The organism is Fontibacillus panacisegetis, assembly GCF_900102215.1.
In the GTDB taxonomy this organism is placed as follows: Bacteria; Bacillota; Bacilli; order Paenibacillales; family Paenibacillaceae; genus Fontibacillus; species Fontibacillus panacisegetis.
The window spans coordinates 11702-26510 of record NZ_FNBG01000034.1; the positions used below are offsets into that span (position 1 = coordinate 11702).

General features: G+C 45.6%; 8 protein-coding genes and 1 CRISPR repeat array. All 8 genes read right to left on the bottom strand.

Going from position 1 to position 14809, the window contains the following annotated elements; genetic code table 11:
- Window positions 1–3 precede the first annotated feature (3 nt).
- A CRISPR array of direct repeats spans window positions 4–298; the repeat unit is 30 nt; unit sequence GTTTCAATACATCACTTGTTACGGTTAAAG.
- Window positions 299–534: 236 nt separating this feature from the next.
- The 8 genes from BLS49_RS20825 to BLS49_RS20860 all read right to left on the bottom strand — a co-directional run bounded on the left by BLS49_RS20825 (window position 535) and on the right by BLS49_RS20860 (window position 14788).
- Window positions 535–1515, bottom strand: coding sequence for a cation diffusion facilitator family transporter (locus BLS49_RS20825; RefSeq protein WP_091235367.1), 981 nt, complete (start codon window positions 1513–1515; stop codon window positions 535–537).
- A 184-nt stretch (window positions 1516–1699) separates the two neighbouring features.
- Window positions 1700–2296, bottom strand: coding sequence for a P-loop nucleotide/nucleoside kinase family protein (locus BLS49_RS20830; RefSeq protein WP_091235370.1), 597 nt, complete (start codon window positions 2294–2296; stop codon window positions 1700–1702).
- Between the two features lie 378 nt (window positions 2297–2674).
- On the bottom strand, window positions 2675–5743 hold the full coding sequence (locus BLS49_RS20835; RefSeq protein WP_139173164.1) for a GAP1-N2 domain-containing protein: 3069 nt from the start codon (window positions 5741–5743) through the stop codon (window positions 2675–2677).
- 2 nt (window positions 5744–5745) lie between these two features.
- Window positions 5746–7002, bottom strand: a complete 1257-nt coding sequence (locus tag BLS49_RS20840; protein ID WP_091235377.1) for a hypothetical protein — start codon at window positions 7000–7002, stop codon at window positions 5746–5748.
- 28 nt (window positions 7003–7030) lie between these two features.
- On the bottom strand, window positions 7031–7684 hold the full coding sequence (locus BLS49_RS20845; protein WP_091235379.1) for a beta-mannanase: 654 nt from the start codon (window positions 7682–7684) through the stop codon (window positions 7031–7033).
- Window positions 7685–7704: 20 nt separating this feature from the next.
- Window positions 7705–8994 carry a vWA domain-containing protein gene (locus tag BLS49_RS20850; RefSeq protein ID WP_091235381.1) on the bottom strand — a complete coding sequence of 430 codons (1290 nt, stop codon included), beginning with the start codon at window positions 8992–8994 and terminating at the stop codon, window positions 7705–7707.
- A 32-nt stretch (window positions 8995–9026) separates the two neighbouring features.
- A complete protein-coding gene (locus BLS49_RS20855) occupies window positions 9027–11399 on the bottom strand; it encodes a transcription initiation factor TFIID (RefSeq protein WP_091235383.1) in 2373 nt (790 codons plus the stop codon).
- The gene (locus tag BLS49_RS20860; RefSeq protein WP_091235385.1) at window positions 11399–14788 is read right to left on the bottom strand and encodes a tubulin-like doman-containing protein; all 3390 of its coding nucleotides are present in this window, start codon (window positions 14786–14788) and stop codon (window positions 11399–11401) included. The genes BLS49_RS20855 and BLS49_RS20860 overlap by 1 nt, the downstream gene beginning before the upstream one ends.
- Window positions 14789–14809 lie beyond the last annotated feature (21 nt).

Consider the following 14809-nt stretch of genomic DNA (forward strand, 5'->3'; position numbering starts at 1 on the left):
TCCGTTTCAATACATCACTTGTTACGGTTAAAGTTAACAGCAAGTTCAAGAGCAAATTTTTCTTCTTTTTGTTTCAATACATCACTTGTTACGGTTAAAGGGGTTGCAGATGTGCATGGCAGCGTAGTTATTTTTGAGTTTCAATACATCACTTGTTACGGTTAAAGGATGCCATTAGGAGCCAAGCAAACAAAGGATTTTTTGTTTCAATACATCACTTGTTACGGTTAAAGAAGGTAGATACCTCTAAAACTAATGGATACGCTTTGTTTCAATACATCACTTGTTACGGTTAAAGGCTAGAAAAATCAAACTTATTTAAATGATGCTCACCTTAGAAACCCTTGAAGAATAAGGATTTCTAAGAATTATCCCAACCGTCTATACTTTTTCTGAAAAAAGACATTCTACAGGGTAAAGCCCTTATGATACAAGGGAACGTCAACCCTTTCCCGTAGTTAGAGGTTGGGAAAAATATTAAGGTCTATTATTCATTTTTGCACTGACTTATTTTCAATTAAATACATACCTGTACTACTTCTCCCCAGCAAGCTTATAAGTATTCACCCAAGTCGGAACACCGTCGTCCTCTTCAAACTCAATAATAACGTCGGTAATGCCCCTCATTTCTTGGATTTTACCCTCAATTCTGTTTTTAATTTTGATCGCATCTGTTACTGAAATCGAAGTATCAATTTCGAGCTTCATTTCAATGTGGTAATCTTCGCCTTCCTTCATCGCAAACAATGTGCGAATATCTTTGATTTCAGGATTTGTGAAGATAAAATCAGCGATCTCTGCTTCCAGCTCATCATCGGCTTCACTAAGCGCACCTTTGGCATTATCCAAAAATACTTTACCGACAACATAAAACATCATGATACCAATCATCATCGATGCAACGCCTTCAGCGAAGTGCCAGCCTGCAAAGTAGGACAATAAAATCCCAATAATGGCGATTACTCCACCAGATGTCGCAACCAAATCCTCCATAAACACCAGCTTGGTTGCTGGTTTGGATCTACCGAGGTTGGCAAAGCTTTTTGAAATGATCGCTAATCCTTTTGCCTCCACACCAACCTCATGGAGAACCTCCTTCATTGCCTTATACAAGACGAAAGATTCCAGTGCTACAGCGATCCCGAGTACCACAAGGTTAATAATGATAGAAGTTCCAGTTGACGCTACAGGATGCAGAATATGATGGTATCCCTCTTTAATGGTTTCATAGCTCATAATTCCGACGATCAGTACTGCTCCCAGCAGAACCAGGTTAACCAATCGACCAAAGCCATTAGGGTAACGATCTGTTGGCGCTTTTTTACTTAATGCACTCCCGATATATACAAAAAATTGGTTTGCTGCATCGCCAAGTGAATGCATTGTTTCAGCAAACATGGCGACATTTCCTGTAATGAAGAATGCTATCCCTTTAATAATTGAGATTACTGTATTTACAATAGCTGCTGTTAATGCTGATTTGTTGCCTTTTCTTAATAATCCTTCTCTTTTCATATATCCTCCCACAAATCAACTACATTTGAATGCTAGCACAGATAGCTTCTACCTCTGATTGGAAAATTATAAGTATGTACCGTCATTCCATTTCTAATATATATGCATTTTCCCACTTTGACTACAGTCACATACATAAAAAGGCATAAACACTAGTGCCTATACCCTTGGATCAAGCTCATTTTTATTTCTCAGAAGCTTGTACGAATTGATACACGTTCTCTACCTTCTCATCCGTCAAATCGCCGCTATTGTCGAACACGAGGATTGAGGATTCAGGGATATCCCAGTTAACCTCTGGCACGAACTGAACACGATGCTTGAAATCGTCCCAATGCTCTAGCTTCCAGGTATCACGTTCAGTTTGCCGATCGATGATGCGTTGCTTTTGTGTATCCATATCACTTAATGTAACTGCGATGACTTTTACATCAACCTCACTCTTGCTGCGTCCTGCAGCCGCAAGAACCTCTTCGATCCATGCCTTATTTTTCAATTCCGCTGTAAAAGGAGAAATCATGAAGACGTTCTGACCTGCTGCAAGGTTTTCAATGCAGATGTCCTTTGTCGTATCGTATTCGAGATCACGCAGATGTTTTTTATAGAAATCGGAGTCGCGGTCGTTTACATCGAGACCGTTCATTTCGAGCATTTTCTCAACAAAACGCCCTCCAACTGTATCACGATCAAGGAAAGCTGCCTGAATGCGCTCTGCCAATTTTCTAGCTACCGTTGTTTTACCTGTGCCTGCAACTCCTACGAAAAAAACTAATTTTTGCACTCCATTATCCCCCAATCTCTAAGTTAAAATTAGTGTATCATTGCTATGGGATGGAACACAATCCTGCTAAAATTAAATGACCGTATATTAAAAAGTAAGTCGCCCAATAAGCGAATAAGATAAATAAGTTCCTCTATTTTTTGGAAATGGGATAATTTCGAGCTAGTAGGGGAAGATTTTTCCTTTATTATTACCGAAACTGCTTAAAAAGGTGAAAATACAGCCATTTTCAAAAAATAGGGGAAATTTATTCCCCTATCATACTCCTTAAAGAATAGCCGCGGATTTCGGAAAAGTGAGCCACCAATACATGACCCCCCCCTTATGGGACAGCTCTTTATTCAATTCCATTGCTTATTCTGAGCTAAGCGAAGACACTCATTTATCCAACTGGTTGGCCGAGACGATCTTCGACTCAGCCTCTTCGCGAGTTATGACAGTAAATGATTGGTCACCTATCTTGATCTCACTGCCTACAGGTACATCCACCTTCATGCCTAATGAAACTATAACACGAGAAGTAGGCACGGACTCCTTGCTTCCATCTTCAACAACACTGTCAGATTTATTAGAGTCAGAAGCATTGGATGGATCTGTCAACGTTGCATCTGTTCCCGTGTCTGGGGATGGTTCAGCATCCTGTTTTCCTTCTGGTTCCTTCGCTTCTCCACCCTCTGTTTCAGGGGCGCTATTCGCGTCGATTCCATCACTTATGCCTGTGGTCGTTGCTGTATCATTATTCGCAGTTCCATCTTTTTGCGTTCCGTTAACCTCACCGCTAGGATCAGTCTCCTCCAAATTCCCTGTACCCGTGCTATCTGCCGTACAATTCAGATCGTATTTCAAATTCGTATACTGCTGTGCAGTCTGATTTGGTGACTCGATCGTCAGCTGTGAAGGAGAAAAGACCTTACATTGCTCTACCTGCGTGAATAAAAATACGAGCGAAGTTGTATCATTTCCGTCTTCTCCTGCAACATTGTCGGCGTATACTAGCAGCTCGGGTTCTGCAACCGGAGCAGGTGGAGGGGTTACCTCAACTGTGGCCTTTGGTCCAAACATCCCCTGTTGCTGCATAACTAATAGAATGCCTGCAATTACAACAAGGCTAGAGACCAGGACGAGCAGAGTCACTCTGACTTTTTTTCCGTTCTGAACAAGAAATCGCTTGAGCGGTGAGGATAGCTCCAGACGCGCTTCCGCTAATACCTTCGCCAGTGGCGCTCCTGCTTTATCAAAGTACCGAATTCGGTAGTCCTTACTCTTAAATGCATCTCTATCGTGCTTTTTAAAATAAGATCGCAGTGCCAAGGAGTAACCAGGCGCAATACCCCCAGATTGAGCAAAATACGAGTGACCTTGCGACCAGAGTATAAACTCGTAAATTTTCTCCTTATCCTTTGCATACCGCTGTAAATAATCGAGGACTTTACTATAATCAACGGGTCCGGATTTAGAGTTTTGATAGAACGCTAGCACGATTCTTCCAAACTGAACCACTTCGATACTGGACTGCAGCCATTTGCGTCCCAGCCCCTGTATGCGCTCCAGATCATCCGAAGACAATTTCCGGAAAATATCCTCCGTTGGCTCACGTTGTGCAAACCATTCGTACAACGCTCGCAGCATAGTGGCATGACTACGCTGCTTCCCCTCAAGCTGCAGACCAGCAAAAGCATCCACACCACCTAAAAACGCTGCAGATGTCACCTGATCCTGAGTGAGCTTGTCCAGATCCAGTTCATTCAGAAGCAGGCGTTTAGCTTCAAGCGAGAGAAGCTCTGTCAGCTCTGAATCCGCCATTGTTATTCCACTGTCAGTAAGCGGTGTCCGTTCCCATTTGCGAATGGTTTCTAATGCCATATGGACAGCAGATAACAAGCGTTGCTCCTTGCGAAGCTTACCCGATAGGCTTGCGACTGCATCGTTCTTAAAATAAGTACTTCGTAGCAGGTCCGGGTGTGCGACCACCCAGCTATGCACGACGTTTAGAACCTCCTTCGAACCTTGCGCGTCATCTAATTTGGTCTTCATGTAGGGCTCAAACAATTTGCTGGAAAGCTCACCATGCTTCAATACCGTTCCAAAAAAGGTTCTGCTTAGCTCAGACTGGCTCTCTACCAAAGAGTACAACGAATAGCCGAGATCCATCTTGCCGCCTGACAACGCATTGTTAATGGCATGAATCAAGTAATTAATGAACTTGGGGCCATAATTTCTGCTTTCCAACCGATAGTAGTCTTTGAAGCATTCCACTACCGCAAGCTCAGTCATATTTTGTTGCTTCATTCTATCGAATTCCCGATCAAATGCAGCCAGGAATATATCGTTCAACCTAATTCTGGAATCCAGGGCGCCCGGAGACTCCAAATAACCAAGCAAGCCCCTCAGCACAGTTATTTTATGATTTTCATATAAATCCCAATGATCCGCTTCAATCTTGTAGAATACGCACAGCTCATGATAGCTGGATAACAATGCTCGACGCTGAGGGTCCATTTCCAACAGCATTTCATCCGCAAAGCGATGGAAGTCCTCCAGTCTTTCCAGTTCACCAATCGCGTGCCATACAAAATCAAGGTAAGGCTGTTTTTCCTCATCTACCTCATCCTGCGGCATACGCCCAGAGGCTAGATCAAATACATACTCCTTCTCGATTCCTCGATCATTAGAACGGAGGCTACCGCGCTCCACGAATTGAAGATGAATATATTTACGGCTTTGCGGCTCCTTGGCAAAAGTGACAAATCCAAAACGTCGACGTTGTTCGAACGGTAGACTGGCGAACAACACTTTAAGCAGCGCCAAAGCATATTCCGAAATCTGTTCTGCTGGAACATCCAGCGCGACATACACTTTCTTTCTTCCTTCGCCAACTGCAGTCATGACGGCAAATAACAGCTGCTTGAAGCCTTTCTCGTCTAACTTCAGCTCCTGCAGCAGTTTCTCAGTCGTTAGACCGGACGGGCTATTCTCCGTGATTTGTTGGTTTTGCGAGCTCTGTGGTATATGATCAAGCTCCGGTAGCTGCCGACCGATTTCTGTATAATATTTCTCAGCGTAATCTGCTTCAAGATAACTGCGATAATCGGTCACAACCTCATCCTGCCGTGCCGGTGGAATAACGTAGTTATGAGTAAGGAACGCACTGCGAAGTCCGGTGAAATCCACGGGCTGATAAATGCTCCGTCCCAGCACCGTATCCCCACCATCAGTATGAAAAAGATGAACCGCGGACGGATAGCTGCTAACCTCCTTTTCGCCTCGAGAGGTCAATTCTGCAGGAGCATCATATCCGCAGAACGGATGGAGTTGTTTCTTAATGAACACGGAGTCCAACCCGTCCGATGCTGCGACAGTATCAAACCCTTCCGTGCCACGAAATATCCCGCTCCGCTCGCGGGTATATAATTGCTGCTGAATCATTGTGGGAGAAGCTTGCCTCACGATCATTCTCTCCCCTCAATGTAATTCAATTTATACAGCAGCCAAATGAAAGGTTCGTCCACGCGAATGGGCTGCACGACATTTTGCAGCTTTTGATCAATCGGATTGCTGCCGAGTGCTGATACAGCAAAATACCCCGTATCCTTAAAATATACGTCCATCGTACCTTTAAAGGGCCGATCCACCTTCTCAATAAAACGGCGAATTTCACCATCGATATTCGTGAATTCGGTCTTATTAAAATATTTACGATGCACCACATTGTTAAAAATATTACTATTCGACTTGATATACTCCCCCTCTTCATCCTTCAAGGAGTGAAGCATATCGCTTTTCGTCAACACGACCGCAGTCGGTATATCCGTCTTCCCTTTATCCTCATATGCAATAAAATCCCCGAACATCGTCAGCACCACATCACGTGGTTCATCATATTGCGATACCCACTCGCCCGGTTTGTCTCCAACATTGATTCGAATCTTCTCCCGAATCGAGCGGATTTGCAGCGGATCGACCATGAACAGCAGTCCTGAAGAGTTTTTAATATGCTGTCCCTGTAAGCCAAGATAGTCCTGATCCACCATGCCTTCACCTGCGACATCGAAGAAAACCAGCGTCAGCGGAGGCTTAGACTCATCCTTGAACACAAACTGGAAAATAAACGGCTCCTGCATTTTCTCCTTCTGAGTCGATGCCAGCAAGTCTCCGCGCTCAAACAGCGGTTCTTCATATAAAGTGCGGAATTTACGGCTAATCTCAGCGTTAAGCGGCATACAAGCAGCATCAAAATGGTCTGCCGTCGTATTCTGCAAAGTATGAATCAATGAAGTCATATAGACGGATTTACCTACCTGAGATGCTCCAACTATTGAAATAATGTTGCTTGGCACCTTGCCTGCGGTCACCGGCAGTTCATTATGACAATGCGGACACAATCTGCGCCGTGTTACTTCTCCATAGCGGTCATTTAATCCGATCAAGACATGATCTGAATAAATCAGATGCTCCTCCGGAACATCCTGCGGACGCAATACTGCCTCCATATCATAGACCGTATCCAGGCCGAACCTCTCCCTATATTTATTTAAAGCCTCGTCCTCGCCAAGAGCATAGTCCTCATCGTCCTCACGATAATGCATCGCTCTGAACACAACTGCATCCGGCTCAAATTTACTAAAGCAATAAGGGCATACAATGTCATAAAATAACGGCCGTTCTTCGGCTTGGGGCTTCTTTTTAAACATATCGAACAAACCCATCGTCCATTCCTCCTCACGTACTGCACACTTATTCCGGGATCAACTCATATAATCGTCCATACTTAGGTCCGTCCGTAAAAAACAGCCTTACGTAATCATTTTTTCCTACCTCAATTACTGGCAATGTGCTTCTACCTGACGGAAAATCTCTTAGAAAAGGATATACTGTCCCATCCTCTATACTTACCGGATAATTGCCTTGCTTTTTCACATAACACAGCACTTCTTTCGGAATTTCTATTTCCGCAAGCACCGATATTTGTACCGTCTTGTATTTACGCAGCAAGCCGCTCTTATGAGAGATAGAGTAGCGGATTTTAGCCCGGCCAGTACTGAATTCTACTGTGTTCTCCGCATCGGATTGATGTACTAATCGCTTGTCTCCGTCGTCCATCATGCAGGCATAGACCGTATAAGCGACCAATCCTATTGTGTCTATGCGGTCATAATAGCCTCCCGCCGATTTATATTCTTCACGAGTATACAGCTTCAATCCAGAAACAGAGGGAGGATAGTCATATTCGTATTCCCCCTGCTGCTCCCGATCTGTAGATCTTTTGTAGATATAGACAGCCTGTATTCCCTCAGGCCATTGCCACAAAAGCTTGCAGCGATCCTCATCAATCTTGTAACTAAGCTGTGTTATGAGCGGTAATCCTTCTTCTGACTCGATAAACCGCATGGTGATGCCCCCTTACGCCTCTAGAATCCTCTATTGCGCCGATCTTTGGCAGGCTCCTCATAACCCGCCTTGCCACTTTGAAGCGTAGCTCCTCTACGACGCATAGCAGTTCGGACACCGTTCGCCTCGATAGGTACAACAAGAGTGAACAACGTCATCACTGCTGCGAGGACGAGACAGGCTAGCAGCCGGATCATGGCGTCACCAACTGACCATCCGCTTAAACCAAACTCCAGCATTAACCCTGCAAGCAGACCCGATACAGCTCCGCCTATCGTAAAGCTTTTGGCCAAATGTCGGTTATCGAACATCATCCCAAGCGATAAACCAAGCAGCGCACCTAACCCGAGCACAAATATAATTCTCAGCAGCATGTAATATGTGCTATTCTCCATCGTTCCGGTACGTTCTGTAACTAAAGTACGTTTATCAAGATTGTCGTAAATTTTTTGAAAAACAAAAGTAAGATTAGATGCATCCGCTTCATCGTAATATTGGCCGCCTGTCAACGCGGCAATTTCCTTGAGCAGTGTTGCGCCCTCAATATTGCCACCCGGCGAGCTAAGTCCAAGACCGATGGTATTCACAGCTACGCCTCTATCCTGGTAATCCGCCAGTACTTCTGCCGTGTTTACAGCACTAACCCCATCTGACAAGAGGATCGCCATAGCCCCTCTAGAGCCGGGCTGTCCTTTGATCTGCTCCATCGATGATTGTAGTGCTTCTCCAATATCTGTTCCTGAATTAGTAGATTCAAGGGCATCGATCGCTGCATATACTTCATTCTTCACCCCCTGATCACGTACACGAACAAAAGGCTGAATGAGCTCAGGCTGGTCGTTGAACATGATGACAGCGACCTGCTTGCTGCTATCCATCTGAGCAACCAAGGATTTAGCCGCTTCATAACGGCGATCATCCGGGTCGGTCTCCTGCATGCTCCCTGAGTTATCAATAATCAGGACGATATCTTTAACCGATCTCGCCCGACCTACATTCAACTCATATAAAAATTCCAAGGCCGTTCCCGCAAGCAAAAGCATAACCAGCGTCACCGGAACGAGCAGCTTCCATGAGGTGCCAACATACCGTTGTCTCCAGGATGCCCCATTCAGTCGAGGGGAGATCATTTCCGCAATCAAACAGAATAAACCGATGGATAAGGCAAGTATGCCAAAGTAAAGCCCTACAACGACAAACCCGGGCAGGCTCTCGAACAGCTGGGCAAGCAGCAGTTCTCCGATCACCGACCCGACCGCTCCACCTATGAGACTGAAAAGCACCAGAAGCCAGTTTATTTTACGCTGCATTCGTGCACTTCCTTCCTACAACTTTTTAAGGGTCAACTGAGCTCTGGCAGCCTCGACTTATCGATTCCGTGAAACTCATACCCGTTCTGTAAATAAGTTTCGTAATATACTTTTCCATTCACATAATACATCAGATCTTCTGGATGGAAGCCGCCCATGAGATTCAGCTTCTCTACACCACTGCTCCGTTTCTCGTGCACACAGCCAAGCTTATAAATTCGTGATGTCTCATCTGCTTGAAAAATATGCTGTACGAACTCGCTCGTATAATCGCCAAACACATATTTTTCCTCGTAACGGTGTTCTTGGGTATAATCGTACAGCCGAAGCTGTATAGCAGCATTATCATCCAGAATACGATAGAGCTTTTTGAACAGCTCTTCCTTAGTAAGCACTGTCTTGTTGCCGTATTCTACCGTGACATTAGCCCGCTGCAGCAGCTCTTCCTCGAACGTGCGCGAAAACAGCGGCGACGTTAAAATGGTTCTTCGGCATACTTCAATAAGCTTATCCGTCAATCCCTCAATCCCGTTCTCCAGCAAACGACGTGAATCTCCCATTGTGCTGTCTGTAAAAAATGCACGCTGTCCCCGTTTACCTTCCCACTGCTCCATAATGTCAGCGGTGATGTGCCTGTAATACTCCATGATGTTCTGACCTATATAATCATCGGCGGTCTCAATACTGCTCAGCGCTGTGTCACGCAGCAATTGCTCCATCGTCTCGAGCTGCTTAATCACTGCACGATAACGATCGTGCAATTGCAGAATCGCTTCTTCAAACTTCACAATTAGCTTCAGTCTCGTTTCCAGCAGCAGTATTTCCCGCTTGCGGGAATAGACATGGTCGAATAAATACCGAATCAAGTTTCGTAAATTATGTCGATCCATGAGTGGAACACGTGAGAATGACTGTTCTTCAACCCGCCCCTGACGGAACTGATCCAGTTCAGCTTTGGTCGAAGCCAGCAGCATTTCCACTTCCCTGCAAGCATTCCGTAGCTGAGCGATAATTTCCGCGGAACCGTTCAGCCCTTCATCCGCTGTCCAAGCGGTCAAGCAATATATTTCAACATCAGAATACTGGGAAAGCGACCGTTTAATCGCCATGTCGAGCCATTCACCAGCTCGGAATTCCTTCAAGCGGCGCGACGCTTCATCTTGGAAGTTACTGCGGAAAAAGGCCTCTCCGCCACCACCGAACAACGCCTCCTCCGCTTCCTTCAGCGACAGCTTGCGAATAGCTCCATAGCTGATGTCATTCGTCATCAAGCCATGCATTTCGCTTAAACGCTCCTCTGCAGGGATCATCTCCCCAGTAGCCCTATCCAGAGCGGTTCCATCCACTCCGAAAAAAGCCAACTTCTCAGCCGTAGATAAAGTAGGCTCCTGCTTCATCCGCTCCAGTAATCCCCTGTAGAAATGGTGTAGTACCGCAAGTGCAATCGACTGGTTCGGACGTTTCACCTTTGATAATCCAGCTGACACAAAGCCTTGTCTTCCTGATTCGGTCATGATGTTATTTTTAAATGAAGTGTTGTTATAAGCCCCATTGTTGGATTGAAACAACTGATCCTTCTGCTGTCGATTCTTGAGCAAACTAATGTGAGAAATCGCTTCATAGCAACCCTGCAGCCCATTCAGTGAGGCGATTCCCCGTTCATCCCGATCCGATAGAACATAGACAAGGTCAAATAACGGAGAGGGTGGATGAACAACCGGGATCGATAGTCCGTCCTCTGTAACGTGCAGCGGAGCGGCAAATTCGAAATCAGATTGCTGCATCAGATTCAGCTCACGGAGAAAAGCAACGCCCAGTGAGCTGCTATAGCCATAAGCCTCGGCCCCCTCCCGTTCACTGATCAATGCATATAAATCCATCTGCACCGCCTTGAATGATTGACGAAATATCGCCTCCGCTAGAAGCGATATTTCCGGAACAAACACATTAAGCGGGTCATCGACCCGCGTAATGATAGAAAGGCGAACCCGGTCAAAGGATGGATACAGCCTTCCATACTCCGCCAGAGCCCCGCTAGCCTTTCTCAGAATTCGATTAAGCTCCGGCAGGCCCTGCGCTTCCTCATAGAACTGCCGATACATATCACGGCGTAAAGTATGGGAGTTCGAGCCCTTTTGTACCTTCACTGGAATGTGATATTCCAGTACTCGGTCAATGGCAGGCTCCTCCGCAGAGCCTGCATGTAAATAAATCAGTCCCTCGCTGTTCTCCCATTTCTTCTCATTCATCCTCATAATCGGTTCAATGGCCTCACGGCTTTTGTCTCCAATAAACAGAAACACTGCGGGATAATGGATGCTGCTCTGGTCATCGCCTTTGCCGGTAAGTCGTTCCTCAGCCCGATCATACTCTGTGGCGAATTGCTCCAGCTTATGTCTAACCATTATTTCAACCTGCTGCGAATATCGTTCAGCTTAGTAGCAACCTGCTTGTAGAACTGATACATATCCTCACCGTTTGCCAGCTCAACCTTCTCGTATTCCAAAGAGTCCCGCCCCTCACGGAATCGTTCTGCCAGCTCATCCAGCGTTTGCAGCAATGGATCGATATTTTCAGAGGCCGTCAGTTCCCCAGCTCGACGTGACGCCTTACGCATCAAAGTGCTATGGAGCTTCTCTTCCAGTTCTCTGAAATGAGTAAACACTTCAAATTCCACAAATTTTTGGCTCTTCATCAGGTTAGCAAAAGGCTCCCAAGCCTCTTCCTCTGGGTCACGATCGTATACATATAACGCGCCTTTTTTTGTAATCGTTCCAGTATACATCGACTCAATGAATTGCTCGAGCCACTTCTCCTCATCCTGATACTGCTCCAGCACTGCATCCAGTTTCGCTGCCATTGCAGCGATTTCCTCATACTTCGTGATTTCCTGCCGAACACTAGTAATCAGCTTCGGTGAGCGGATCAAATTCTCCTTAGCCAAATCTTCATTGATGCTTCCAAATATATCTTTAACACCCTCCTGCGGAAGTCCCTCTGCAAGAAGTCGCTTCAGCTCTCCAGCTCCCCGTTGCACTTCACCTAAATTTGGCTTTGGAGCTTCAAGACGCATATCGTACGCTGCCAGCTTATCTTGTAGGGAAAACGGCTTCGTTAATACAACAGAATAGCGACTGCTCGTATTTTGGTCAGCATCTTTCTCCACAATTACCTTTAACGCCAACGCTTTGGCAAACTCATCACGAACACGAGCATTGTAGCCTTGCACCCGTGGATTGAGGTAGGTTTCACCCCATGACTTCTCAGGGATCGGTGAAGGCAGATATGTCCAGTTATTCTTTTCTGTCTGTACGAGGTGACGGCCAATTCCTTCCTTGTCCAGTATCGTCCGCTCATAGCTTTCCTCATAAACCTTAAGTGGCGTATACACAAACAAAGGCACACCATTACGTGTATTCAGCCAGAAAATACGGTTCTTCACTTCACTCTCTTTCACAGTAAAATGGGACTTCCCGACCGCATTATTCTGATAATTGCGAATCCCTTTCAGAATGCTAGGTGCCTGCACCGGAACGGACACAAATCCCCAGGAAGGAAAATGCAAATTACCTGTGCTGTTCGACAAATGGAATACAGGAACAGCCTCTTCATCCAGCTTGCTGGCGATATGACGCTCGACAAATTTCTCGATCGGTTCATCTTGTCCATATTTAATAATCAAGAAATCTTCCATTGATTTTGTAATAAGATCACCAAATTTATCAGAGAGGAAATCAGAGATAGAGCTGACGATATCGATTTCCTGCTCCTTCACCCATTGATTAGAGTTATCCAGCAATTCCGTGGAGAAATCGCGGATAAGATCGTCAACATCCTTCTGTTCCATAATACTGCTAACTACATTGGATATATCCGGCACACTAACAATGTTCCAGAAGTACGTTTTATTGCCCTTATGATCCACCTGCTCTTCACCGCTCGTCAGAATGTCTCCATTCTTGGAGAAAATCGAGCTGAGCGCATTCAATATTTCGGTGAATACGCTATAAATACGGTTATTTTCCCGATTCAGCGAATCGTACAGGTCCTCATAAAACTCAATCATTTGCTCTGTGCGCTCAACATCTGCATGGAGCCAATATTCATTTATTTTTGCTTCAATATAGGCGTTTTTCTTCTTCTCTTTGGACACAAATGCACTCTTGGCGTCACCCAGCTTCTCTTCAGACTGATCCTGAGCAGCCTCAATATCGCGCGGCATACGGGCCAAATTCTCACGCAGTGTCTCGATGTAAGAGAGCAGCATTTTCAGCAAGCAAAAGCCTTTTTCCGTATGAATTAAACGAGAAACATAGAATGGCCCTTGCTCAGGATGCAGAAACTGACGGCGAACCTGCTCGCTAAACTGTCCCATCAATTCACCCGGCAGCTGCTTCTTCGCTTTAATATATTCCTCTCTGGCCCTGGCCAGGAAGGTTTGCTCCAGCTCAGTATCCATGTTCACGACCTGAGATTTCACCACATTCACGAAGCTTAACCGCTCGCTATTCTCGTAGCCCGGAAGAGGCTCAGGCACGCGGGATTCAAACGTCTTGACCATACTGTCAAGATCGATACCTAACTTGCGGGCAAATTTCTCCACATCCTCTTGACTCGGAGATTGCTCGAACATCTTCTCCATTTTGTCGAACAGTCGATATGCCAAATAAGTTGTCATTTCCTCAATCGGCAGCACCGCAGACGATGCGCCAATAATGTTGTATTCATAATTAGCCGGATACGCCTTGTTCATTTGTGCAATATTCGTACGTATGTTGCTAATATAGTCGTGAATAGCGAATTCCTCACCGGATTGCTTTTCTTCATTCGCCATAAAGTTCGTAATGTTCTCTGCGGTTACGTTCATGCAATAATCGTAAGCGTTCTCCAGCAGCTTGCCTTCCGTGTTGGTCGCCGAAATCAAATGGCATAGGTTAAACGGAGGCAGCGGAGAGTTGACGCTCAGAATGTTACCATACTGCTGTTTAAACCGCTCGCTGCGGCTATCCACGTTCATCCAGTAATCAAGCTCTTTCAACGCGGCATAACCATTTTTCTTAATGTACTCGCGCGTGTGCTCGCTAAGACTCTTATTGGACAGGTTAATATCCGGGGTGAACAAATATCCAAGTATATTTACCCGGTCAATACCAGCAGAGCCATGATCACGCTCGATAATTCCGCGCACAATGTAGGAGATATCGAGGAAGCAGCCGCTGCCCGTACCACCGGACAAGCCTGTAAGCAGAAATACCATCAGCTTTTTGTTCGTGCCTACGGACAATGTCTTAATTTTCTTGTCGATCGCCTGTACGACTTGATTAATCTTTGTGAACAGAAGCAGCCGTCCAGCCTGCCGTACACCTGCCGCACCGTTCATACCGTCGGTAATGCTAAGCTCAGGTGACAGCCAATCCGTAATGTACGGTTCCAAAATACTGCGATTTTGCAGCAGCCCTCCGATTTCAGGGTTAGACAACAGTACGAATTCATTGATCGGATCCAGCCCTATTCCCTTATATCTCTTGCTTCGATCCTGCTCATTTGTCTCAAAGGCGAGAAACTCTACATTGTCCGGCTTATCGCGTTTTTTCTTGGACAACGGGTCCTCAGGCAATCTGAATCTGCGATTAATTTGATATTTCAGACGAAGTAGAGCATCGATCCCAGTACCGCCCAGACCGATAATAAGGATTGGGTTATCAATCGTATCTACTCTAATTTTGTCGCTGACAATACCTCCGCCAAGTGAAACGTCCAATTGCTGAATATGCTCTCTAACTATCGGCTTCATTTACTTTTTCCTCCCATTACT